This window comes from Amycolatopsis sp. WAC 01375, assembly GCF_003947325.1.
In the GTDB taxonomy this organism is placed as follows: Bacteria; Actinomycetota; Actinomycetes; order Mycobacteriales; family Pseudonocardiaceae; genus Amycolatopsis.
Genome location: NZ_QHHW01000009.1, coordinates 41,161 through 64,122 on the forward strand (window position 1 = coordinate 41,161; position 22,962 = coordinate 64,122).

Here is a 22,962-nt window from a genome sequence, read left to right on the forward strand (position 1 = left end):
CATGTTCTACTTTGAGGGAGTGGCACTCAACATCGCGGATCTACTCGAGCACGCCGTCGACGCCGTGCCGGAGCGCATCGCGGTCGTCTGCGGCGATCGGCGGGTCACCTTCGCCGAACTGGAAGAGCGCGCCAACCGGCTGGCGCACCATCTCGCTGCACACGGCGTGGGACCTGGATCCCACATCGGTGTCTATTCCCGGAACTCGATCGAGGCACTGGAATCGATGATCGCCGCGTACAAGCTGCGCGCGATCGCGGTCAACGTCAACTACCGTTATGTCCACGGCGAATTGCGGTACCTGTTCGACAACGCCGACCTCGTGGCGCTGGTCCACGAGCGCCAGTATTCGGACAAGGTGGCCGCCGTCCTGCCGGAGACGCCGAAACTGAAACACGTTGTCGTCGTCGACGACGGAAGCGACGGCGATTATTCGTCCTACGGCGGCGTGGACTACGAAGCCGCGCTCGCCGAAGGCTCACCAGAGCGGGACTTCGCCGAACGCAGCGCCGACGACATCTACATCCTCTACACCGGCGGCACCACCGGCTATCCCAAGGGCGTCCTGTGGCGTCACGAGGACATCTGGCGCGCGCTCGGCGGCGGCATCAACTTCGTCACCGGCGAGTACGTCCCGGACGAATGGACACTCGCCGAACAGGGCAAGTCGGGCAGCCTGGTCCGGCTCCCGGCCGCGCCGCTGATCCACGGTGCCGCGCAGTGGGCCGCGTTCGGCGCGCTGTTCACCGGCAGCCCGGTGGTGTTCGTCCCGCGGTTCGACGCGCACGACGTCTGGAAAGCGGTGCAGGACAACAAGGTCCAGGTGCTCACCATCGTCGGCGACGCGATGGCGCGGCCGCTGATCGACGCCTACCGCGAAGGCGACTACGACGCGTCGTCGATCGTCGCGGTGTCGAGTCACGCAGCCCTGTTCTCCCAGTCGGTGAAGCAGGAATTCCTGTCGCTGCTCCCGCATGTGGTGATCACCGACGCGATCGGATCGTCCGAAAGCGGGTTCACCGGCATCGGCATGGTCAGCAAGGACAGCGATCATTCCGCCGGCCCGCGGGTCAACTTCGGCAAGGACGCGATCCTGGTGGACGACGACGGCGCGCTCGTCGAGCCGAAACCGGGCGCGATCGGGCTGATCGCCCGGCGCGGGCACGTTCCACTCGGGTACTACAAGGATCCCGCGAAGACCGAGAAGATCTTCGTCGAGATCGACGGCAAGCGGTACGTCGTCCCGGGTGATTACGCGCGCTACGAGGACGACCTCACGGTGACCCTGCTCGGCCGGGGGTCGCAGTGCGTGAACACCGGCGGCGAGAAGGTGTACCCGGAGGAAGTCGAGGGCGCGCTGAAGTCGCATCCGGACGTCTTCGACGCGCTCGTCATCGGCATCCCCGACGATCGGCTCGGCCAGCGGGTGGCCGCGGTGATCCAGCCGAGGGCGGGCAAGGAGCTCGACTTCGCCGCGATCGAGGCGCATGTGCGGACCGAGATCGCCGGGTACAAGGTGCCTCGCAGTCTGTGGCTCGCCGAGGAGATCGGGCGCTCGCCCAGCGGCAAACCGGACTATCCGTGGGCGCAGCGCTACGCCGCCGAGCACGAGCCCGTCACCATTCAACCGGCGTAAGAAGGAGCTACATGCGGACGTCTCTGTGCGACCGGCTCGGGATCGAGCTGCCGATCGTCGGGTTCACCCCGTCCGAACACGTCGCCGCGGCGATCAGCCGGGCGGGTGGTCTCGGCGTGCTGGGCTGCGTGCGGTTCAACGACGCCGCCGAACTCGACTCCGTCCTGTCCTGGATGGACGAGAACACCGGCGGCAAACCGTACGGCGTCGACATCGTCATGCCCGCGAAGATCCCGGCCGAAGGGACGTCGATCGATCTCGCGAAACACATCCCTCAGGGGCATCGCGACTTCGTGGAGCGCACTCTGCGTGACCTCGCGGTGCCGCCGCTGCCGGACGACACCGACGAACGCGCGGGAGTGCTCGGCTGGCTGCATTCGGTCGCGCGGGCCCATGTCGAGGTCGCGCTGAAGCACCCCATCCGGCTGATCGCCAACGCGCTGGGGTCACCGCCGGTGGACGTAATCGAGCAGTGTCACGCGAAGGGCGTGCCGGTCGCGGCTCTGGCGGGCAAGGCCGAGCACGCCGTCCGGCACGTCGAGAACGGCGTGGACATCGTTGTGGCGCAAGGATACGAGGCGGGCGGGCACACCGGCGAGATCGCTTCGATGGTCCTGCTGCCCGAGGTGGCGGACGCCGTCGGCGACCGTGTCCCGGTGCTCGCCGCCGGCGGGATCGGTTCGGGCAGGCAGGTCGCGGCTGCGCTCGCGCTGGGCGCGTCCGGGGTGTGGATGGGTTCCTTCTGGCTCGCCACCGAGGAATACCTCCAGACCATGGGGGATTCGGAGGCGATGCAACGCGCGCTGGTCGCGGCGGGTTCGTCCGACACCGTCCGGACGCGGATCTACACCGGCAAACCGGCGCGGCTGCTCAAGACGCGGTGGACCGAGGCGTGGGCCGCGCCCGACGCGCCCGAACCGCTGCCGATGCCGTTGCAGAACCTGCTGGTGTCCCACGCGCACAACCGGATCCACCACGCCGCCGATCCGAGTGTGGTCTCGATGCCGGTCGGGCAGATCGTCGGCCGGATGGACCGGGTGCGCCCGGTCGCCGAGGTGATCGCGGAGCTCGTGTCGGGCTACGAAGAGGCACTGTCGCGTTTGGACAAGACCCGCTGAAGTGTTCCCGAATGCTATTGAGGGGTAAGGCAAGCGTGTCGTGTGTCGGGGTGAGACGGTGGGCTGGGTGACGCGAGACCGTACTCGCGTGTTCAGACCCGGATCACGCGAGTCACGTCTCCACGCACGCGAGTCACGCTTTGCCGAAGTACATGAAGGCCCCCTTCCTTGCGCTAGACGCAAGGAAGGGGGCCTTCATGTACTTCACGACCGGCCGCCGAGGTCGCAGCCGTCTCGCTGTCACCAGGGATCACATCTGACGGTAGCGAAAGCCTCCTTCACTACCATCAGAGTAGGTAAGGAGGCCTTCCCGAACGTCATGAACGGTCCGTTACTCGCAAAATTTGCAAGTAACGGACCGTTCATGGCATGCCGTGCGAGAGATCAGAGACCGGCGGCCGCGTTCTTGATCGCGGTCGCGAAGGTGCTCACCTCGGTGTAGACGCCGGGAGCGTGCGCCCGCGCGCACCCCTCGCCCCAGCTGGTGATGCCGACCTGGATCCAGGCGCCGGCGCTGTCGCGACGGAACATCGGGCCGCCCGAGTCACCCTGGCAGGTGTCGACGCCGCCGGAGTTGACGTTGCCCGCGCAGATCTCGGCGCTGGCGATCAGGTCGGCGTAGCTGCCGCCCTGCGCCTTGCAGGTCGAGTCGGAGACGAACGGCACGTTGGCCTTGAGCAGGTAACGCTGCTGCGCCCCGCCCTCGGTCGCGGCACCCCAGCCCGCGACGGTGAACGTGCCGCTGTTGTTGGCCGCCGAGGTGTTGATCGGCAGCGTCGGGATGCCGCTGACCGGGCTCGCGAGCTTGATCAGGGCCCAGTCACCACCGGTGGAGGTGGGGTAGGTCGGCGACCGGTGCACGTAGGTCGACTTGACCTTCTTGGCCGCGGTGCTCTGCAGGTCCACGACACCGAGGGTGGCGGTGATGCCAGTGTTGGCCCCGGTCCGTGACACGCAGTGCGCGGCCGTCAGCACGATCTGCGGAGTGTAGAGCGCACCGCCGCAGCCCATGGAAAGCCTTACCATCCAAGGGAATTCGCCCTGAGCGGCGCGGGTCCCACCGACCACGTCGGTGGACGGCGGCTCCGCGGCGACGGCTTGCGGAGCCGTGGCGAGACCCGCCAGGGTTCCGGCCGCCGCGACGGCGATCAGGGATTTTTTGAGCAGGCTGAACCGACGCTTGATGTTCAAGGGTTCATTCCTTCCGGCTGTCCACAGTGGAGGCAGGGAGACTGACTGCGGCCAACTGACTACAGCAGGTGGACATACACCGGGACAACCAACTTTCTTCGGATCTTTCAGCCTTTGGTGGTGATTAACGGACGTTCGAGCCGAGTCGCCGACGAATGGCGTAGCCCAGAGCGCCCAACGCCAGTACTCCTGAACCGGTGAGCACCGAAACCGCCGGAAGACTGAACGCGAGCACGGCGCAACCGAGCAGACCCGCGATGGGGATGATCCGACGTGCTGGCCGCAGGGTCAGCGCGCTGGCGTTCGTCACGGCGTAGTAGGCGAGCACCGCGAACGAGGAGAAACCGATCGCGTCGCGGAGGTCGAGGGTGCTCGCGAGCAGGGCGACGACGACACCGACGGTCACCTCGGCCCGGTGCGGGACGCCGAAGCGAGGATGCACGGCGGTCAGGTAGCGGGGGAGATGCCCGTCGCGCGCCATGGCCAGCGTGGTCCGCGAGACACCCAGGACGAGCGCGAGGAGGGAGCCCAGCGCGGCGACCACGGCGCCCACCCGGACCGCGGGCGTGAGCCACGACCAGGACGACCTTTCGACGCCTTCCGCGATCGGGTCCGGGCTGCGGCCGAGCAGATCCGGGCCGAGGTGGTACAGCAGGACGAAGGCGAGAACGGCGTAGATGACCAAAGCCAGCCCGAGCGCGATCGGCACGGCGCGGGGGATGGTGCGCGCCGGATCGCGGACCTCCTCGCCCAGCGTGGCGATCCGCGCGTAGCCGGCGAACGCGAAGAACAGCAGGCCGGCGGCCTCGAACACGCCACCGATCCCGGGAGCGGGCAGCGGGCCCGGCGTCGTCGCCGTCACCGTGCCGCCGAAGAGCATCGCGGCCACCGCGAGCGCCAGGATCGTGCAAGTGACGGACACCATCAGCCTGGTCGCGAACGCCGAGCGCTGGACGCCGCGGTAGTTCAGCCCGGTCAGCGCGGCCACGACGGCCACCGCGAACACGCTCCGCCACGGCTGCCCGAGCCCTGGCGCGGCGTAGGTGACCACGGTCAGTGTCATCGCCGCGCAGCTGGCCGTCTTGCCGACCACGAATCCCCAGCCGGCGAGATACCCCCAGAACTCACCAAGACGTTCGCGTCCGTAGACGTAGGTCCCGCCCGAACCCGGGTACAGCGCGGCCAGCCGGGCCGACGACGTCGCGTTGCAATAGGCGATCACGGCGGCGATGGCGAGCCCGGCGGGAAGCCACGCTCCTGCGGCCTTGGCGGCCGGGGCGAAGGCGACGAACACCCCCGCTCCGACCATCGAGCCGAGTCCGATGAAGACGGCGTCGCGGAGGCCGATCCGCCGGATGAGGGTGCCCTTTTCGTCCACGAGTGTGAGCGTGGCATGAACACTTCGTTCGGGTCAGTACAGGGCAGGTGAATTCGGCCTAAGATCTGGACAGTGAGAACACGTTCACCGAGAGTCCATCCTTCTGCCGACGGCCCTGTTCGAGACGGAATTCCCGAACACGGCCGCGTTCCACGCTATTACGCGGTCAAAGTCGAACTGCTCGACGTGATCTCCGAATTGGGGCAAGGAGCGGCACTTCCCACGGAACGGGAACTGTCCGAACGCTTCGAGGTTTCCCGCGCCACGGTCCGCCAGGCCGTCGGTGAACTCGTCCTCGAAGGACGGCTGAGCAGGCGACAAGGCAGCGGCACGTACGTGGCGGGCCCGAAGCTCGTCCAGCCGCTCGCTTTGGTGAGTTACACCGAAGGACTCAGGAGGCAGGGCATTCAGCCCGGCCGGAATCTGATCTCTTTGGAACGTCGTGAGGCGGGTCCTTCGCTGGCTTCGGAACTGGAAATCGATCCCGACGACGACGTGATCCACATCGAGCGGGTGCTGCTCGCCGACGACGAGCGGGTCGGGCTGGAATCGACCTATCTCACCGCCGAGCGATTCCCGACGCTGATGGATGTGTTCGATCCCACACAGTCCCTCTACGCCTGTTTGCGGGAACGGCTCGGGGTGGTCTTCGACGGCGCCGAGGAGCGTGTCGAGACCGTGCTCGCCACTCCTCGCGAGGCGTTGTTGATCGGGACGAACCCGGCGCTGCCGATGCTGCTGATGCACCGGACGTCGTGGGGGACCGACGGCGTCCCGTTCGAGCGCGTCCGGTCGCTGTTCCGCGGTGACCGGTTGTCCTTCGAAACCCGCCTCGGCCGCGTGGAGTGAACCCCGCCTCCGCAAGTGGTCACCTGCTTGCGGTGGTTGCAACTTCAACGAACGGCAGGCAGCTGACTACTCGCGGTGTAATGTAACGCAAAGATAACAGGTCTGGTCCACATTTCGGGGGCACTTCACCTGGGGTTAGGGCTGGGGTCACGGAGCGTTGGTGCGCGCGGGCGAACGTCTGCGGTGTGCGAATCCTCATCATCGGCGGCGGAGTGCTCGGCACCCAGCACGCCTGGCAGGCCGTCGAACGCGGCCACGACGTCGTCCAGATCGAACGCGAACCCGAGGCCAGGGGCGCGTCCGTACGCAACTTCGGGCTGGTCTGGGTCGGTGGCCGTGCCAGTGGTCCCGAACTGGAGACGGCGGCGCGGGCGCGGGTGCTGTGGGAGCGCATCGGGGAACGCGTCGAAGGGATCGGCTTCCGGCCGAACGGCTCCCTCACCGTCGTCCGCACGGAGGCCGAACTCGCCGTCGCGCGGGCGGCGGCCGCGACCACCGAGGACCGCGGCTTCAAACTGCTCGACGCCGCCGAGACCCGCGGGCTCAACCCGGCCCTGCGCGGCGACTTCCTCGGCGCGCTCTGGTGCGATCGCGACGCCGCCGTCGAACCGCGCGTCGCCCAGCCCGCGCTGCGCGCCGAACTGGCGAAATCCGGCCGCTACACCTGGCTGCCCGGCCGCGAGATCCGCGACCTGACCGACCGCGGCGTCGTCGACGACACGGGCGAAACCCACGAAGGCGACGTCGTGGTGCTGTGCACCGGCGCCTGGACCGGCGGCCTGGTCAAGGAACTCGCCGGGCAGACCCCGGTTCGCCGGGTGCGGTTGCAGATGGCGCAGACCGAGCCGCTCGGGGAGACCCTCACCACCACGGTCGCCGACGCGGACAGCTTCCGCTACTACCCGGCGTACCGCGGTGTCGAACTCGACGGCCTCGACGCGGGCCAGCCGCAGGGCGAGATCGCCGCCGCCAACGCCATGCAGCTGCTCATGGTCCAGCGTCTCGACGGCTCGCTGACCATCGGCGACACCCACGAATACGACGAGCCGTTCTCCTTCGACACCACCGAAGACCCGTACGACCACCTGGCCGAGGTCGCCGGCGCGCTGCTCGGGCGGCCGCTCCCGCGGATCGCCCGCCGCTGGGCTGGTGTCTACGCCCAGACCACCGACACCTCCCGGATCGTGCACCGCGCCCGCGTCGCGGACAACGCGTGGCTCGTCACCGGTCCGGGTGGCCGGGGGATGACCTGTTCCCCCGCCATCGCCGAAGACACCGCAGAGGAGCTTTCATGGTGAACACCGAACTGGTCGTCCTGGACATGGCGGGCACCACCGTCGCCGACGACGGCCTGGTGATCCGCGCCTTCACCGCCGCGATCGCCGCCGCCGGGGTGTCCGAAGAGGACAGTCGATTCCCCGGAATGCTCGACTACGTCGTCGAAACGATGGGGCAGTCCAAGATCGTCGTCTTTCGCGCCCTGCTCGACGGAGACGAGGAACGCGCCCAGCGCGCGAACACCGCCTTCCAGGACGCCTACGAGAAACTCGTCGCCGACGGTCACTGCGAGCCGATCCCCGGCGCCGAGCAGACGATCCAGGAACTGCGCGCCCAAGGCGTGAAGGTCGCGCTCACCACCGGCTTCGCGCCTGCCACGCAGAACGCGATCCTGGACGCGCTGGGCTGGCACGGTCTCGCCGACGCCGTGCTGGCGCCGGGGGAGGGAGTGCGCGGCCGCCCGTTCCCCGACCTCGTCCTGGCCGCCGCATTGCGGCTCGAAATCACCGACGTCCGCGGGATCGCCGTCGCCGGCGACACCGCTTCGGACGTCCAGACCGGGCTACGGTCCGGCGCCTCGATCGTCGCCGGCGTGCTCACCGGATCCGCGAAGAAGCCGGAATTCGAAGCCGCCGGCGCCACCCACGTCCTCGAATCCGTCCGCGATCTCCCCGCCCTGCTGTCCCCCAAGGAGCTTTGACGCCATGAAGAAACTCGCGGCCACCGCCCTCACCGGGCTGCTCGCCCTCACCCTGGCCGCCTGTGGCGGAACCGCCGGTGGCGCTTCCGGCGACCAGACCGTCACGCTGTACACAGTGGATGGTCTCGAAGACTGGTACGCCCAGCGTTTCGAGGAGTTCAAGGCCAAGACCGGGATCACCGTCCAGGCGGTGACCGCCGGATCGGGCGAGGTCGCCTCCCGGGTGGAGAAGGAGAAGGCCAACACCCAGGCCGACATCCTGGTCACACTCCCGCCGTTCATCCAGCGGGCCGCGTCGCAGGGCCTGCTCGCCGGCACGGCGCCGTCCGGGATCGACCAGGTCCCCGCCGGGCAGAAGGACGGCCAGGGCCGCTACTTCGCCGTCATGAACAACTACCTCAGCTTCATCCGCAACCCGCAGGCCTCGCCCAAGACCTGGGACGACCTCCTGTCGCCCGCGCTCAAGGGCAAGCTCCAGTACTCGACCCCCGGCGAGGCGGGCGACGGCACCGCGGTCCTGCTGCAGCTCCAGCACGTCCTCGGCGACCAGGGCGCGCTCGACTACCTCGCGAAGCTCGAAGCCAACAACGTCGGCCCGTCGTCCTCCACCGGCAAGTTGCAGCCGAAGGTGGCCAAGGCCGAGATCCTGGTAGCCAACGGCGACGTCCAGATGAACCTCGCCGCGATCGAGAAGAGCGGCGGTTTCGAGGTCTTCTTCCCGGCCGACGCGCAGGGCAAGCGCTCCACCTTCGCGCTCCCGTACTACGCGGGTCTCGTGAACAACGCGCCGCACGCCGAGAACGCCAAGAAGTTCCTGGACTTCCTGCTCTCGCCCGAGGTGCAGAGCAAGGCGGTCGACGCCTTCGGCGCCCCGTCGCGGACCGACGTCATGCCGTCCGGCCCGCGGGCGGACAAGGTGAAGGCCACGCTCGACGGCGTCGAGATCTGGCAGCCCGACTGGAACGCCGTCCTCGCGAAGCTCGACGCCGACCTCGCCGCGTACAAGAAGGCCGTGGGCCGATGACCCCGGCGGTCGAATTCCGCGGGGTGTCCGTCCGGTTCGGACAGACGACCGCCCTCTCGCCACTGGACCTCACGGTGGCGAGAGGGGAGACGCTGGCGATGCTCGGCCCGTCGGGCTCCGGCAAGTCGACGGCGTTGAAGGCGCTCGCGGGTTTCGTCGTACCGAGCACCGGCCGGGTCCTGCTCGACGGTGAGGACGTCACCGCCCTGCCGCCGCACCGGCGCGGCCTCGGCGTGGTCGTCCAGAGCTACGCGCTGTTCCCGCACATGCGCGTCGAGGCCAACGTCGCCTTCGGTCTCAAAGCACGGAAAACACCCCGCGCCGAGACGGCGAGCCGGGTGGCCGAGGCACTCGACCTGGTCGGGATGGGCAAGTACGCCCGTCGCTACCCGCGCGAGCTTTCCGGCGGACAGCAACAGCGCGTCGCGCTCGCGCGGGCACTGGCCATCCGGCCGCGGGTGCTGCTGCTGGACGAGCCACTGTCCGCTTTGGACGCCGCCCTGCGCGAGGACATGGTCGCGGAACTGCTGCGGCTGCGGGCCGAACTGCCCGACACCACGCTGATCTACGTCACCCACGATCAGGGCGAGGCGCTGGCGCTGGCCGACCGGATCGCCGTCATGCGCGACTCGAAGCTGGTCGAACTCGGGCCGAGCCGAGAGCTCTACCAGCGTCCCTCGACGGAGTTCACGGCGAGTTTCCTCGGCGCGTCCAACCTCATCCCGGTGGAGCTGATCCAGGCCGACGGCACCAGGGTCCGGCTCGGCGGCCGTGAACTCGCCGCCGACCCGTCCGGGACGATCCGGGCGGGGCAGCCCGTCGCGCTCGGCGTCCGGCCCCACCGGGTCGGGATCACCGCGGTCGACGCGCCCGGCGCGCTGCCCGCCGTGCTGCGCGGTGTCCAGTGGCGTGGCACGGGCTTCCGGCTCGACCTCGAACTCGCCCACAACGGGGACGAGGTCCGGGCCGAAGTGCCGGACATCGAGGGGCTGCCGGGCGTGGGGGAGAAGGTCGGAGTGTCCATTCCGGACGGTTGCCCGCTGGTGGGTGTCGGATGACCGGCCTCGCGCTGGCCGCGACGGCGGCACCGGCGCGGCGACAGGAGAAACAGCCCGGACGTGGCTGGCTCCTGCTGCCACCGGTGCTCGTCCTGCTCGGCTTCTTCGGCTACCCGCTGGTGCTGGTCGTCCTCCAGTCACTGGAGTCGAAGACCGGCGAGTTCGGCCTGTCGGTGTGGCTGGACGTCCTGGGTTCGGCGGAATTCCGGGACGCCGCCTGGAAGACCATCGCGCTCGCACTCGGCGCCACGGCGGGCTGCGTGGTGCTGGGAACGTTCCTGGCACTGGTGATCGCGTTCGTGCCGTTCCCCGGCGCGCGGACGCTTTCGCGGCTGGTGGACACCGTGCTCGCGTTCCCGTCGTTCCTCATCGCGCTCGCGTTCACCTTCATCTACGGCAGCGCCGGAATCCTGGGCGCGGGCGGATTCCTGTACTCGCCGTTCGGGATCCTGCTGGCGGAGATCACCTTCTACACGCCGTTCGTGATGCGGCCGGCACTCGCCGCGTTCGGTCAAGTGTCGTCGGCGCAGATGGAGGTCGCGGCCAGCCTCGGCGCGAAACCCGGCAGGGTGCTGCGCCAGGTCATCCTGCCGGAAGCCTTGCCGTCACTGGCTTCCGGCGCCTGCCTGACCATGCTGCTGGCGATGAACGAGTTCGGCATCGTGCTGTTCCTCGGCGCCAAGGACGTCACGACGCTGCCGATGCTGGTCTACGGCAAGGGGATCGTCACGTTCGACTTCCCGCAGGCGTGCGTCATCGCGGTGGTCAACGTCGTGTTCTCCCTCGCCCTGTACGGAACTTACCGGCGACTGACGAAGGGAGGCCGTCGTGCTGCTGTGGACAAGGCGTAGCCGGATACTGCTGTGGGCGGTGTTCGCGGTGCTGTTCACCGCGATCGTGCTGGCTCCGCTGCTGATGATCGTGCTGGCGTCGGTCGCCGGGAACTGGACGGGACTGCTGCCGGGAACGCTCACCGGTTCGCATTTCGCGCAGGCGCTGTCCGGAGAGACGTTCGCGAGCCTTTCGGTGAGCATCCAGACCGGTGTCATCGCGTCGGTGGTCTCGGTGCTGCTGGGGACGTGGGCCGCGCTCGCGTCGCGGTCGGCGCCGCCCAACCTGCGGAAAGCCGTCGACACCCTGTTCCACCTGCCGATCGCGGTACCGTCGGTGGTGCTGGGGCTGGCGCTACTGGTCGCGTTCAGCCGTCCGCCGTTGGCCTTCAACGGCACGCGCTGGATCGTGCTGCTGGGGCACGTGATGATCCTGCTGCCGTTCTCCTACAGCACGGTCTCCGCCGCGATCGCGCGGATGGACCCGCTGCTGGCGCAGGCCGCGGCGAGCCTCGGCGCGGGGCCGGTCCGCGTGCTGCTGCGGGTGCGGCTGCCGGTCCTGCTGCCGTCGATCTCGGCTTCGGCGAGTCTCGCGCTGGCGATGTCGATGGGCGAACTGGGCGCGACGATGATGCTGTACCCACCGGACTGGCGGACGCTGCCCGCGAGCATTTTCGCGCTCACGGACCGGGGCCAGGTGTTCCTGGCGTCGGCGAGCACGGTGCTGCTGCTGGCCGTCACGCTCGCCGGGGTGGTGCTGCTCGGACTGGCCCGTGGCCGCGCGGCCCAGCGTTGATGCAACCCTTCGTGGTCCGGTTTCCGTCCTGAAACCATGAAGAACGCAGCGAAGACGCTGGGCGCGGGGCTCGTGCTCGCCGCGACGGCGGCCTGCGGCGCGGGCGGCCCCGGAGCACCGGCGAACACGAGCACCCCACCGGTCGTCACCACACCCTCGGATCTGCCCACCTCCCTCCCGGCGAGCCCGCCGGTCGCGAAACCACCGATGTCACGCCCGACCGCCGGCCCGCCGCCCTCGGACAAGATGCTGCCGCCGACCCAGGTCGAGGCCAAGGTTCCCGCGCAGGTCAGCGCGGAGAACGGCGGCTTGAACGTGCACATCGAACTGAGCGGCTGCGACGAGGCGAAGGCGGACCTCGCCGATCAGAACAAGCAACGGGTCGTGGTCAAGGTGAAGATCGACCACGGCGCCCCGGGGCAGATGTGCCCGCAGGTCATCCGCTACGCCGTCCTGCCGGTGAAACTCGCCGAACCGATCGGGCCGCGGACCGTCGTCCTGGAAGCGGGTTGAGATCATGTGCAACCCCAAGACCGCCTCGTTCCGTCCTAGCCACATGAGGTACTTAACGAATGTCATCGGCCTTGGCCTGATCGTCGTTGCGGTATCCGCTTGCGGGGCGCAGAACCAGGCAGCGGAACCCGCGGCCGGACCCGGCAGCGGCACCCTGAGTACCGTGCCGCCGTCACCGACCGCGCCTTCTTCGTCCCCGGCGCCCGCGCCGGGGAGTAAACCGGGAAGCCAGCCGGGTGTGCCCGGCGCGCCGCGCCAGGAGGTCCCGGAAGGCAGCACCAAGCTGCCGGACAAGCAGCTCGACGCGTCTGCGCTGCCCGCGGACTACCCGCGTGAGGTGTACACCAGCAACGGCGGGACCATCCTGAACGTCCGCGGCCAGGAAGGCGGCTGCGGGCACGCGACGGCGGAGGCCGCGCAGCAGGACGGGACCAGGGTCACTGTCAACCTGACCGAACTGAAGGGCCAGACCGGCCAGATGTGCACCATGGACATCCGGCATCCGGTGATCTCGGTGGCGCTTTCGGCGCCGCTGGGGGAGCGGACCGTGGTGCTGAAGCAGATGCGGTAACGCTCACGGGCGTGCCATGAAAGGTCCTTTCCTTGCAAATTTCGCAAGGAAAGGACCTTTCATCTCACCGGAAGCTGATCTGCAGCACCGGTTCCGACGTGGCCTCGAAGAAGTCGTTGCCCTTGTCGTCGATGACGATGAACGCGGGGAAGTCCTCGACCTCGATCTTCCAGACCGCTTCCATCCCCAGCTCGGCGTATTCGAGGACGTCGACCTTCTTGATGCAGTCCTGCGCGAGCCGCGCGGCCGGGCCGCCGATCGAGCCGAGGTAGAAACCGCCGTGCTCGTTGCACGCGGCGGTCACCTTCTTGGACCGGTTGCCCTTCGCGAGCATCACCAGCGAGCCGCCCGCGGCCTGGAACTGCTCGACGTAGGAGTCCATGCGGCCCGCGGTGGTCGGCCCGAAGGAACCCGACGCGTAGCCCTCGGGCGTCTTCGCCGGGCCCGCGTAGTACACCGGGTGGTCGCGAAGGTACTGAGGCATCTCTTCGCCCGCGTCGAGCCGCTCGGCGATCTTCGCGTGTGCGATGTCGCGGGCGACGACGAGCGGGCCGGTCAGCGACAGGCGCGTCTTCACCGGCAGCTGCGAGAGCTGGGCGCGGATCTCGGCCATCGGACGGTTGAGGTCGACGTTCACGACCTCGTCGGACAGGTCGTCCTCGGTGACGTCCGGCAGGAAGCGGGCCGGGTCGCGCTCCAGCTGCTCCAGGAACACGCCGTCCGCGGTGATCTTCGCCTTCGCCTGGCGGTCCGCCGAGCACGAGACGGCGACGCCGACCGGGCAGGACGCGCCGTGGCGCGGCAGGCGGATCACGCGGACGTCGTGGCAGAAGTACTTGCCACCGAACTGCGCGCCGATGCCGAACTGACGTGTCATCTCCAGCACCTGCTGTTCGAGGTCGACGTCGCGGAAACCGTGGCCCAGCTCGGAACCCTCGGTGGGCAGGTCGTCGAGATAGCGCGCGGAGGCCAGCTTCGCGACCTTCAGGTTGAACTCCGCCGACGTGCCGCCGACGACGATCGCGAGGTGGTACGGCGGGCAGGCCGCGGTGCCGAGACTGCGCAGCTTCTCGTCGAGGAACTTCGCGAGCCGCTTCGGGTTCAGGACCGCTTTCGTTTCCTGATAGAGGAACGTCTTGTTCGCGCTGCCGCCGCCCTTGGCCATGAACAGGAATTCGTAGCTCGGGTCGCCTTGTCCATCTTTGTGATACAGCTCGATCTGCGCGGGCAAGTTGGTGCCCGTATTGCGCTCATCCCAGAAATTCACCGGCGCCATCTGCGAATAGCGCAGATTCAACTCCTGATAGGCCTCGAAAATGCCTCGCGACAGCGCGCGCTCGTCGTCGGCGCCGGTGAGCACGCCTTCGCCGCGTTTGCCGATCACGATCGCCGTGCCGGTGTCCTGGCACATCGGGAGGACGCCGCCGGCGGAGATCGCCGCGTTGCGCAGCAGGTCCATCGCGACGAACCGGTCGTTGCCGCTGGCCTCGGGGTCGTCGACGATCGCGCGCAGCTGCGCCAGATGCGACGAGCGCAACAGGTGCTGGATGTCGGTGATCGCGGTCTTGGCGAGTTCGGTCAGCGCTTCGGGCTCGACCTGGAGAAACTTCCGGCCCGCGGCCTCGACGACCTCGACACCTTCGGTGCCGAGCAGCCGGTACTCGGTGTGGGTGTCCTTCGCGAGCGGAAGGACTTCAGTGTGCTGGAACGTGGTGGGCGCCACTACGCGGGCTCCTTTGCCGGCATCGGGAACCCGCCCACGGTACCCAAGCCCGGCCAAGGCGTCCGCGAGGCCATGGCGGACGTAACCGAGGCCACTGCCGGTGTGCGCCGACGCCGGTGGGTCGTGAGTGGCGATTCGGGTTAGAACACGAAACGCCACTCACGACCCACGGGACCGTCTGCAATTCGCATCCCGCAATTTGTCGCCGGGCCCCACAAAGTGGTTCGGGAGGCCGGGTCCACCCCGACGGACCCGACCTCCCGGGGAAAGCGATCCGGGCGCGAACACCCGACCGCGAAGACTTATTACCTGCTCGACGGTCTCGTGACGCAGGTCATAAGTCAACGCTGCCGAATGGGTGTTGCTTTTCCGCGCCGAAAAGGTGTTCTGGCGTTACGAAGCGTAGGCGCGCAGGCGGTCCGCCCGCTCACCCTGACGCAGCTTCGACATGACCTCTCGCTCGATCTGCCGAACGCGCTCACGGGAGAGCCCGAAGTGCTTACCGATCTGGTCGAGCGTGCGCGGCTGGCCGTCGTCGAGGCCGTAGCGCAGGCGGATCACCTGGGACTCGCGGTCGTCCAGCGTCGCGAGCACGCGGCGCAGGTCGTCCTGGAGCAGACCGGAGATCACGGCGCTCTCGGCGTCGGTCGCCTCGGAGTCCTCGATGAAGTCACCGAGCGGGGCGTCCTCCTCGGTGCCGACCGGCATGTCGAGGCTCACCGGGTCACGCGAGTGGTCGAGCAGGTCGGAGATCTTGTGCGCCGGGATGCCCGACTCGGCGGCCAGTTCCTCGTGCGTCGCGTCGCGCCCGAGCTGCTGATGCAGGTCACGCTTGATGCGGGCCAGCTTGTTCACCTGTTCCACCAGGTGGACAGGCAGCCGGATGGTGCGTCCCTGGTCGGCCATCCCCCTGGTGATGGCCTGGCGGATCCACCAGGTGGCGTAGGTCGAGAACTTGAACCCCTTGGAGTAGTCGAACTTCTCCACCGCGCGGATCAGACCCAGGTTCCCCTCCTGGATCAGGTCGAGCAGCGGCATCCCCCGGCCGGTGTACCGCTTCGCGAGCGAGACCACGAGGCGGAGGTTGGCCTCCAGCAGGTGGTTCTTCGCGACGTGGCCGTCACGCACGAGAGCGGACATCTCGGAGCGCCGCTTCGGCGTGAGGCTCTCGGCCGTGTCCAGCATGTGCTGGGCGAACACTCCGGCCTCGATGCGCTTCGCCAGCTCGACCTCGTCGGCGGCGGACAGCAGCGCCGTCTTGCCGATTCCGTTGAGGTACACGCGGACGAGGTCCGCGGCCGGGCTCTGGGCGTCGAGGTCTGCTGCTGCGTCGGTGAACGCCCCCGCGATCACCGGCTCCTCGGTGGATTGCGCCGGGATACGGCGCTCGCGAATCCCGCGCGCTTCGCGTTCGAGAGTCTGGACTGACATTCTGCCTCCCCGGTCACGGGCTGAACGTGCTGCGATATGTCCGCCGGATCCGCCTCGGCGTAGCAGGCCCTGTGGAAAACCCGCTACTCCTCGTCGGCCCAGCTTGGCTGGACACTTTGCTCAACGCCGGGAAGTCCGAAAACGTTCCCGGCCGCTACAGAGGAGACGGGCGGCTGACCTGGGGCGTTGCTCCACCAACCCTGAGCTTTTCCTGAGAATGCCCGTGCCGGGGAGAAACAAACATGGTCTAGACCTCTATGAGGAGCGTGAACGGACCGTCGTTCACGCTCCGGACCGCCATCATGGCCCCGAACCGGCCGGTTTCGACCCGGGCGCCGCGTTCGCGCAGGGCGTCGACGACGGCCGTCACGAGCGGTTCCGCGACCTCGGGCCGGGCGGCCGCCGTCCAGGAAGGACGGCGGCCTTTGCGGGTGTCGCCGTAGAGCGTGAACTGGCTTACGACGAGCAGGGGAGCGCCGGTGGTGGCGCAGGATCCCTCTTCGCGAAGTATGCGAGCTTCGTGCAGTTTGCGGGCCATCGTCGCCACCTTGGTCACGGCCGATATTTCATCGTCGACGTGGATTCCCAGCAGCACCAGCAAACCCGGCTCGTCGATGGCGCCGGTCACCTCGTCGCCGACGGTCACGCTCGCTTCCGTGACCCTCGCCACCACCGCCCGCATCAGGCGGGGAGGAGCATGCCGTGGCGGACCAGTTCACGGACGACGGGAAGCGCGGCTTCGGCCAGTTCCTCCGGTTCGAGTCCCTGTGCGGCCGCCAGCAGCACGATCAGGTCTTCCAACGGCAATGCGCCCTGGCAGCCGGCGAGCAGCCTCGTCGCCAGTTCGTCGACTTCGTGCGACCAGCCGGGGCCGTCGGTGCGGTGCAGCCGCTGGACGGTCGTGGCCCAGCCCTCCTCGCCCGGCTCGGCGACACTCTCCAGAAGGACGCTTTCCGGGACGCGGAATCGGACATCGAGGAGCGAGTCGCCGTTGGTGCGCAGCCATTCCACCCGATCCAGCCAGTTCGCCGCCTCCGCGCCCAGCGGGTCGTCGTAGGCCTGGCGCAGGTCCTCGCACACGATCGTCGGTGTCGCGCCGTCCGCCCGGCGAAGGGTGACGAAGCCGAAACCGATGCCTTGGACGTCGTTCTCGGCGAACCAGTCGAGCCAGGCGCCGGATTTCGCACGGCCTTCGGGGGACCGGGGATCGATTCCCGCGTCGCGCAACCAGGTGCCGACGTACAGGCCCGGATCCGCGATGTCCCGCTGGACGAACCACGCGTCGGTCTCGGCGGGCAGCCAGCGGGTCACCCGATCGCCCCAGTCCTCGCCCTTCACGTGCAGCCACGACGCCAGGAGCTGGCCGGTGCCGCCGTCGTTGAGGAACCCGGGCAGCTGCCGCACCACGAGCGCGCTGGCGTCGTCACCGGCGAGACCGGAATCGCGATAGGTGTAGTCGACCCGCGGCGGGCCGACCACGAACGGCGGATTGCAGACGATCTGGTCGAACCGGCGCCGCGCGACCGGCGCGAACCATTCGCCGCGCACGAGTTCGACGTCCAGTTCGTTGAGCCGGAAGGTGGCCGCGGCGAGGGCCAGCGCGCGCGCCGAGACGTCGGTCGCGGTGACCTTCTTCGCGTGACGGGTGGCGTGCAGCGCCTGGACGCCGTTGCCCGTGCCGACGTCGAGCAGGCTGCCGACCTCGCGTCGGCTGGTGGCCCGGATCAGGCTGAGGGACGCGTGTCCGACGCCGAGCACGTGATCCTCGGGCACGGTCTGGCCGAGGACGTCGGCGTCGAGATCCGAAACGACCCACCAGGAGCCTTCGTCGTCGCCGTGCGGGCGCACGTCGAGGCCGGCCCGGTAGCCGTCCGCGACGGGCATGAGCAGCGTCGCGGCGACCGCGTCATCGAGGGACAGCGGCGCGAAAGCGGCCTCGACGTCCTTCTCCGGCTCGGTCGAACCCAGCAGGAACAGCCGGATCAGCGTGCCGAGCTCACCCGCGTCACGGGTCGCGCGGTAGGCGAGTTCCGGTTCACCGCGGCCGAGGGCGGCGTGCGCGGAGCCGAGGGCGCCGACCACACCGTCGGTGTCGTACCCCGTCCGGCGGAAGGCGTCCCGCAGCCTCGCGCAGACGTCGTCGGACAGGTCGGGGAGGGCGCCTCGTGTGCTCACGGTGGGTAATACTGCCAGGATTGGGTCGTGAGCCTCGAACGTGTCCTGGCACCGCTGCAGGCGGCGCTGCCCGGATTGGAAGACCTGTACATCGACCTCCACCGGCATCCGGAGCTGTCGTTCGCCGAAACCCGCACCGCCGCCGAACTGGCGCGACGCCTGGAGGCCGACGGTTACGAGGTGCACACCGGCATCGGGCGCACCGGCGTCCTGGGGGTGCTGCGCAACGGCCCCGGCCCGAAGGTGATGCTGCGCGCCGACATCGACGCCCTGCCGGTCGAGGAGAAGACCGGCCTGCCGTACGCGAGCACCGCGCGCGGGATCGACGCCGACGGCCGCGAAGTCCCGGTGATGCACGCCTGCGGCCACGACATGCACGCCACCTGGCTCTCCGGGGCCGCCTCGCTGCTGGCGTCCGGCCGCGAACACTGGTCCGGCACGCTGATGGTCGTGTTCCAGCCGGGGGAGGAGGCCGGGGACGGCGCCGTCGGCATGGTCCGCGACGGGGTCTTCGGGCCCGCCGGCGAACCCGACGTCGTACTCGGCCAGCACGTGGTGCCCGGCCCGGCGGGCTGGGTGCTGACCAGGCCGGGCGTGATCATGGCGGCCACGGACGCGCTCCGCATCACGTTGCACGGCCGGGGCGGGCACGGTTCGCGACCGGAGACCACGGTGGATCCCGCCGTGCTCGCCGCGTCCGTGGTGCTGAAGCTGCAAACCATCGTTTCGCGGGAGATCTCGGCGACCGAGTCGGCGGTGGTGACCGTCGGCTCGCTGCACGTCGGCACCGCGCACAACATCATCGCCGACCACGCCGTCCTCGAGGTCAACATCCGGTCGTTCGACCAGGCCGTGCGGGAGAAGGTCGTCGCGGCGGTCGAACGGATCGTCCAGGGCGAGGCGGCCACCGCGGGCGCGCCGAAAGCGCCGGAGATCGAGCGGATCGGCGCGTTCCCGGTCACCGAGAACGACGACGCGGCCACCGAGGGACTCACCGCCGCGTTCCGTGGCCACTTCGGCGAGGGCCGGGTGATGCCCGCGCCGCTGGTCACCGGCAGTGAGGACTTCAGCGAGTTCGGCCGCGCCGCCGGGGTACCGTCGGTGTTCTGGCTGGTCGGCGGCCTGGACGAGGAGAAGGTGATCGCCGCGATGACCGCCGGTCGCTTCGAACAGGACATCCCGTCGAACCACTCGCCGCTCTTCGCGCCGATCCCGCACCCGACGCTTTCGGCCGGCGTCGAGACACTCGTGGTCGCCGCTCTGCATCGGCTCACCCACCCGGGTGTCGGATGAGCCCGGCGAGTGGGAGCATGGAAGCCGGAGGTGGTGCTGTGAACGCGCCCGCCCACGGTCCCGAACCGAGGGAACCCGCTCCGGTGCTGATCACCGAAGCCGCCCCGTCCTACGAAGACCAGCTCGCCAAGCGGAAGCGGAAGTACATCATCATGATGTCGTTCCGCATCCCCTGCCTGATCCTCGCCGGGATCTTCTACGAGACCTGGTGGCTCGCGCTGGCCCTCATCGCGATCTCGATCCCGCTGCCCTGGATCGCCGTCCTCGTGGCCAACGACCGGCCGCCGCGCAAGAGCGAGAAGGTCAACCGGTACGAAGCCGAACCGACGCGCCTCGAGAGCGGCGGTCATCGGGTCATCGACGGCGGCTGACGCGGTTCGCGCGTGCTATGAAAGGTCCTTTTCTTGCAAAATTTGCAAGGAAAGGACCTTTCATAGCGTTTGACGGGCGGCTACGGCTGCGGCCCGACCTTCGCCACCGCCCGGGCACCCAGCCGGGTCCCCGCCCGAAGGACCTCCACGGTGGACTCGCCGCGCAGCCACGCCGCCAGCACGCCGGCGTCGAAGGCGTCCCCGGCGCCGGTCGAGTCGACGCACTCCGCGGGCTGCGCGGGCACCGAGGTGATGACGCCGCTCGCGTCCACCCAGCTGGCGCCGTCGAGACCGGCGGTGACCACGACCTCACCGACGTAGTCCAGCAGTTCCTTCGCCGCCTCGGGATCACTCGACCCGGTCAACGCGACCAGTTCGCTGGTGTTCGGCATCAGCAGGTCTACGCCGCGCACGTCGTCGAGGAAGGCCGCCGGGTCGGTGATCAGCGTCGCCGCCTGCGGGTCGACCGACGTCGTCAGCCCGGCCTTCTTCGCCGCCGCCAGCGAGGCGAGCGCCGCGGGCCGTGAAGACGGGTACAGCAGGACGTAGCCCGAGAGGTGCAGGTGGCTCGCGCCGCTGAGCGCCGCCTCCGTGATGTCGGAAGGGCTGAATCGCGCGTTCGCGCCGCGGTCGGCGAGCATGCTCCGCTCACCGGCGCCGTCGACGAGCACCACGACGCAGAACGTCGGTTCTTCGGGGTCGACGGCGAACTCGCAGCGGACACCGGCGGCTTCCAGTTCGCCCTTCACCATGCGGCCGCCGGAATCGTCGCCGATCCGCGCGACCAGCGTGGTCTCCGCGTCCTCGGCTCGCAGCCATAGCGCGGTGTTCGCGCCCGCGCCGCCGCTGGTGAAGTGGACCTTCGCGCGGATGTCGCCACCGTGCGGGATCGGACCTTCGTGCCGCGCGACGACGTCGAGGCCGACGTCTCCGACGACGACGATGCCGCTCATGCCGCGTTCCCGGCGAGCGCGACGGCCACCTCGGTGGCCAGTTCCGCGTTGGAGAGCACCAGTGCCTCGTTCGCGTCGAGGCTCACCCCGTCGCTCGCGGTGTGGAAGTGCTCCAGCAGGACCGGTGTGACGTCCTTGCCGTGCACGCCTCGCGACTTCAGCAGCTCCAGCCCTTCGGCGAGCAGCCGGTCGTGCAGCTCTTTGTCCATTTCGGACGCTTCGGGGATCGGATTCGCCAGCAGAACACCGGAATTCGCGTGCGCGCGATGCGCGGCGATGACCGAGGCGGCCTGCGCGGCGTCGTCGACCCGCCACGGCACCTCGTGGCCGGAGGAGCGGAGGTAGAACGCGGGGAACTCGCCGGTGCGGTAACCGAGCACGGGTACCGAATTGGTCTCCAGCACTTCGAGTGTCGCGGCGATGTCGAGCACCGACTTCACCCCGGAGCAGACGACCGTGGTCGGCACCTTCGCGAGCACGCCCAGATCTGCCGAGACGTCCCAGCTCTGCGCCGCGCCCTGGTGCACGCCGCCGAGCCCGCCGGTGGCGAACATGCCGATCCCGGCCGCGGCGGCCAGCGCCGCGGTGCTCGCGACCGTCGTCGCCCCGGACCGGCCGAGGCCGACGGCCGGGCCGATGTCGCGCAGCGACAGCTTGTCCAGGTCCGCGCCGGGCGCGCAGACGCGTTCCAGCTGCTCACCCGAGAGACCGATCAGGGGGACGCCGTCGAGGACGGCGATGGTCGCGGGGACGGCGCCGCCGTCGCGCACGACCTTCTCCAGCCGCCGGGCGACGTCGAGGTTGCGGCCGGGCGGGAGGCCGTGGGAGAGGATGGTGCTCTCCAGTGCGACGACGGGATCACCGGCGGCGAGGGCGGAGGCGACCTCTTCGTGAAGGGACAGTTGCGGAGTCACGAACGAACATCATCGGTGATGTGGGTCCGCGTCACGCCATCGGGTCAGTTCGTTCGCGAGGTTCTCCCGCGCCTTGCTCTCCCAGCGTGCCCGCGCGATGTCGCTGCGGTACAGCCTCGGCCGGGCCAGCAGGTTTTCCAGCACGGCCGAGCGGCCCGTCCGCCACTCCTCGTCGGAGTAGATCGAATACTCCGCCCGGACACCGTTCGCGTACTCCTCGTAGCGCTCCGGCGTGGCGCCGAGGATCGCGAGGTCGGCGTCGAGGAGCGCGGTGGCGAGGAGGTCGTCGTCCGGGGCGGAGTGGTGGATCGTGCCGAGGACCAGTTCCCCGGCGCGCTCGACGTCGGCCTGGGGGACGCCGGCGTTGGTGAGTTCGGCACGCGTCCAGGCCGCGCTCGCCCGTTCGTCCTCGCCGGGGCGGGCGTCGTAGACGACGTCGTGCGTCCAGGCGGCGATGGCGACGAGTGCTCGCTCGCGGGAACCCAGGCCGAAGGCGACGGCGAGGTCCCCGCTGTCCCGGGCGACGGCCTTGACGTGCCGGAGATCGTGGTAGCGGCGATGCGGTTCGGCGTAGCGGGTTTCGAGGTCGTTCCACGCGACGGCGGCGATCAGGTGATCGCCGCCGAGCCTGGTGACGGCGGTGGCCCAGATCATGCCGGGAACACCCAGCGAGTCGGGGATCCCGAGAAGTCCTTTTCCAGCATGCCGAACACCTTCCGTGGCCGGACCCGGATCGACGCGTTCGAAGCGGGGTCGAGCATGTCCATTCCGTACGTGGTCTTGTACTTGCCGTTCACGGCGTCGAGAAACGTCCGCAGCGCGCCGAGGTCGGTGACGATCTCGGCGGGGCCTTCGAGCACCACGGGTTCGTAAGGATCGTCGGTCGACACCGAGACCGCGGAACCGGCGGCGACGTTGCGCGCCTTGGCCGAGCGCAGCGAAGACGAGAACCACAGCGCGTCACCCGTCCAGGCCGCCCACACCGGCATGAGGTGCGGACGGCCGCCGGGGGTGACCGTCGCCACCCAGTAGTCGTGCGAGTCCCGCAGCCGGGTCTCCGCCCAGGACCAGGGCAGCAGACCGGTGCCGTCCCCGGCCGGAGCCGTCCCGTAACCCGGCATGTGGGGCCTGGTCGCCGACGGTTCCGTCATCGCGCCTCC

The 22,962-nt window shown here is 69.2% G+C and carries 23 protein-coding genes; 13 read left to right on the forward strand and 10 right to left on the reverse strand.

The window, feature by feature from the left end; genetic code table 11:
- Positions 1–19: 19 nt before the first annotated feature.
- Positions 20–1,636: an acyl-CoA synthetase gene (locus DL991_RS01515; protein WP_199746295.1), complete on the forward strand. Its 1,617-nt coding sequence runs from the start codon at positions 20–22 to the stop codon at positions 1,634–1,636.
- A gap of 11 nt (positions 1,637–1,647) precedes the next feature.
- Entirely contained in the window at positions 1,648–2,754 is a 1,107-nt protein-coding gene (locus tag DL991_RS01520; RefSeq protein ID WP_125780173.1) for a nitronate monooxygenase family protein, read from the forward strand.
- A 384-nt stretch (positions 2,755–3,138) separates the two neighbouring features.
- Here the strand turns inward: DL991_RS01520 and DL991_RS01525 are convergent, their stop codons facing one another.
- Positions 3,139–3,945, reverse strand: coding sequence for a trypsin-like serine protease (locus DL991_RS01525; RefSeq protein WP_125780175.1), 807 nt, complete (start codon positions 3,943–3,945; stop codon positions 3,139–3,141).
- A gap of 124 nt (positions 3,946–4,069) precedes the next feature.
- The gene (locus DL991_RS01530; RefSeq protein ID WP_125780176.1) at positions 4,070–5,323 is read right to left on the reverse strand and encodes an APC family permease; all 1,254 of its coding nucleotides are present in this window, start codon (positions 5,321–5,323) and stop codon (positions 4,070–4,072) included.
- Between the two features lie 72 nt (positions 5,324–5,395).
- Between DL991_RS01530 and DL991_RS01535 the strand changes: the two genes are divergently transcribed.
- From DL991_RS01535 to DL991_RS01575, 9 genes are all read left to right on the forward strand, one after another.
- A complete protein-coding gene (locus DL991_RS01535) occupies positions 5,396–6,172 on the forward strand; it encodes a GntR family transcriptional regulator (RefSeq protein ID WP_125780178.1) in 777 nt (258 codons plus the stop codon).
- A 185-nt stretch (positions 6,173–6,357) separates the two neighbouring features.
- Complete coding sequence (locus tag DL991_RS01540; RefSeq protein WP_125780180.1) at positions 6,358–7,470, forward strand: TIGR03364 family FAD-dependent oxidoreductase; 1,113 nt, start codon at positions 6,358–6,360, stop codon at positions 7,468–7,470.
- Positions 7,464–8,150, forward strand: a complete 687-nt coding sequence (locus tag DL991_RS01545; RefSeq protein WP_125780182.1) for a phosphonatase-like hydrolase — start codon at positions 7,464–7,466, stop codon at positions 8,148–8,150. Before DL991_RS01540 ends, DL991_RS01545 begins: the two co-directional genes overlap by 7 nt.
- Positions 8,151–8,154: 4 nt before the next feature.
- A complete protein-coding gene (locus tag DL991_RS01550; protein ID WP_125780184.1) occupies positions 8,155–9,174 on the forward strand; it encodes a 2-aminoethylphosphonate ABC transporter substrate-binding protein in 1,020 nt (339 codons plus the stop codon).
- Entirely contained in the window at positions 9,171–10,232 is a 1,062-nt protein-coding gene (locus tag DL991_RS01555; protein WP_125780186.1) for an ABC transporter ATP-binding protein, read from the forward strand. The genes DL991_RS01550 and DL991_RS01555 overlap by 4 nt, the downstream gene beginning before the upstream one ends.
- Complete coding sequence (locus tag DL991_RS01560; protein WP_125780188.1) at positions 10,229–11,083, forward strand: 2-aminoethylphosphonate ABC transporter permease subunit; 855 nt, start codon at positions 10,229–10,231, stop codon at positions 11,081–11,083. Before DL991_RS01555 ends, DL991_RS01560 begins: the two co-directional genes overlap by 4 nt.
- On the forward strand, positions 11,061–11,858 hold the full coding sequence (locus tag DL991_RS01565; protein ID WP_125780190.1) for an ABC transporter permease: 798 nt from the start codon (positions 11,061–11,063) through the stop codon (positions 11,856–11,858). Before DL991_RS01560 ends, DL991_RS01565 begins: the two co-directional genes overlap by 23 nt.
- A gap of 36 nt (positions 11,859–11,894) precedes the next feature.
- The gene (locus DL991_RS01570; RefSeq protein ID WP_125780192.1) at positions 11,895–12,371 is read left to right on the forward strand and encodes a hypothetical protein; all 477 of its coding nucleotides are present in this window, start codon (positions 11,895–11,897) and stop codon (positions 12,369–12,371) included.
- A 163-nt stretch (positions 12,372–12,534) separates the two neighbouring features.
- On the forward strand, positions 12,535–12,942 hold the full coding sequence (locus DL991_RS01575) for a hypothetical protein (RefSeq protein WP_125780194.1): 408 nt from the start codon (positions 12,535–12,537) through the stop codon (positions 12,940–12,942).
- Between the two features lie 64 nt (positions 12,943–13,006).
- On the opposite strand, the gene DL991_RS01580 is transcribed toward DL991_RS01575, so the two are convergent.
- The 4 genes from DL991_RS01580 to DL991_RS01595 all read right to left on the reverse strand — a co-directional run bounded on the left by DL991_RS01580 (position 13,007) and on the right by DL991_RS01595 (position 18,271).
- Positions 13,007–14,665 (reverse strand): fumarate hydratase, encoded by a 1,659-nt coding sequence (locus DL991_RS01580; protein WP_125780196.1) that lies wholly within the window; start codon positions 14,663–14,665, stop codon positions 13,007–13,009.
- Between the two features lie 393 nt (positions 14,666–15,058).
- Entirely contained in the window at positions 15,059–16,096 is a 1,038-nt protein-coding gene (locus tag DL991_RS01585) for a sigma-70 family RNA polymerase sigma factor (RefSeq protein WP_125780198.1), read from the reverse strand.
- Positions 16,097–16,343: 247 nt separating this feature from the next.
- Complete coding sequence (dtd, locus tag DL991_RS01590; protein WP_125780200.1) at positions 16,344–16,778, reverse strand: D-aminoacyl-tRNA deacylase; 435 nt, start codon at positions 16,776–16,778, stop codon at positions 16,344–16,346.
- Complete coding sequence (locus DL991_RS01595; protein ID WP_125780202.1) at positions 16,778–18,271, reverse strand: methyltransferase; 1,494 nt, start codon at positions 18,269–18,271, stop codon at positions 16,778–16,780. Before DL991_RS01595 ends, dtd begins: the two co-directional genes overlap by 1 nt.
- Before the next feature lie 27 nt (positions 18,272–18,298).
- Here DL991_RS01595 and DL991_RS01600 point away from each other — a divergent pair, with 27 nt between their 5' ends.
- Entirely contained in the window at positions 18,299–19,564 is a 1,266-nt protein-coding gene (locus DL991_RS01600; RefSeq protein WP_125780204.1) for an amidohydrolase, read from the forward strand.
- A gap of 17 nt (positions 19,565–19,581) precedes the next feature.
- Positions 19,582–19,935, forward strand: coding sequence for a DUF3099 domain-containing protein (locus tag DL991_RS01605; protein WP_125780206.1), 354 nt, complete (start codon positions 19,582–19,584; stop codon positions 19,933–19,935).
- An 80-nt stretch (positions 19,936–20,015) separates the two neighbouring features.
- On the opposite strand, the gene DL991_RS01610 is transcribed toward DL991_RS01605, so the two are convergent.
- The 4 genes from DL991_RS01610 to DL991_RS01625 are packed head-to-tail and all read right to left on the reverse strand — an operon-like array spanning position 20,016 to position 22,953.
- Positions 20,016–20,888 carry a carbohydrate kinase family protein gene (locus DL991_RS01610; RefSeq protein WP_125780209.1) on the reverse strand — a complete coding sequence of 291 codons (873 nt, stop codon included), beginning with the start codon at positions 20,886–20,888 and terminating at the stop codon, positions 20,016–20,018.
- Positions 20,885–21,802, reverse strand: coding sequence for a pseudouridine-5'-phosphate glycosidase (locus DL991_RS01615; protein WP_125780211.1), 918 nt, complete (start codon positions 21,800–21,802; stop codon positions 20,885–20,887). The genes DL991_RS01610 and DL991_RS01615 overlap by 4 nt, the downstream gene beginning before the upstream one ends.
- Positions 21,803–21,811: 9 nt before the next feature.
- Positions 21,812–22,456 carry a hypothetical protein gene (locus DL991_RS01620; RefSeq protein WP_125780213.1) on the reverse strand — a complete coding sequence of 215 codons (645 nt, stop codon included), beginning with the start codon at positions 22,454–22,456 and terminating at the stop codon, positions 21,812–21,814.
- Entirely contained in the window at positions 22,453–22,953 is a 501-nt protein-coding gene (locus DL991_RS01625; RefSeq protein WP_125780215.1) for a pyridoxamine 5'-phosphate oxidase family protein, read from the reverse strand. The genes DL991_RS01620 and DL991_RS01625 overlap by 4 nt, the downstream gene beginning before the upstream one ends.
- Positions 22,954–22,962 lie beyond the last annotated feature (9 nt).

What these genes read in the sequence shown, in the direction of transcription:
- DL991_RS01520 (WP_125780173.1), top strand. Translation starts at nt 1,648, where the DNA reads ATGCGGACGTCTCTGTGCGACCGGCTCGGGATCGAGCTGCCGATCGTC.
- DL991_RS01560 (WP_125780188.1), top strand. Translation starts at nt 10,229, where the DNA reads ATGACCGGCCTCGCGCTGGCCGCGACGGCGGCACCGGCGCGGCGACAG.
- DL991_RS01625 (WP_125780215.1), bottom strand. Translation starts at nt 22,953, where the DNA reads ATGACGGAACCGTCGGCGACCAGGCCCCACATGCCGGGTTACGGGACG.
- DL991_RS01550 (WP_125780184.1), top strand. Translation starts at nt 8,155, where the DNA reads ATGAAGAAACTCGCGGCCACCGCCCTCACCGGGCTGCTCGCCCTCACC.
- DL991_RS01605 (WP_125780206.1), top strand. Translation starts at nt 19,582, where the DNA reads ATGGAAGCCGGAGGTGGTGCTGTGAACGCGCCCGCCCACGGTCCCGAA.
- DL991_RS01585 (WP_125780198.1), bottom strand. Translation starts at nt 16,096, where the DNA reads ATGTCAGTCCAGACTCTCGAACGCGAAGCGCGCGGGATTCGCGAGCGC.
- dtd (WP_125780200.1), bottom strand. Translation starts at nt 16,778, where the DNA reads ATGCGGGCGGTGGTGGCGAGGGTCACGGAAGCGAGCGTGACCGTCGGC.
- DL991_RS01545 (WP_125780182.1), top strand. Translation starts at nt 7,464, where the DNA reads ATGGTGAACACCGAACTGGTCGTCCTGGACATGGCGGGCACCACCGTC.
- DL991_RS01570 (WP_125780192.1), top strand. Translation starts at nt 11,895, where the DNA reads ATGAAGAACGCAGCGAAGACGCTGGGCGCGGGGCTCGTGCTCGCCGCG.
- DL991_RS01610 (WP_125780209.1), bottom strand. Translation starts at nt 20,888, where the DNA reads ATGAGCGGCATCGTCGTCGTCGGAGACGTCGGCCTCGACGTCGTCGCG.
- DL991_RS01555 (WP_125780186.1), top strand. Translation starts at nt 9,171, where the DNA reads ATGACCCCGGCGGTCGAATTCCGCGGGGTGTCCGTCCGGTTCGGACAG.
- DL991_RS01620 (WP_125780213.1), bottom strand. Translation starts at nt 22,456, where the DNA reads ATGATCTGGGCCACCGCCGTCACCAGGCTCGGCGGCGATCACCTGATC.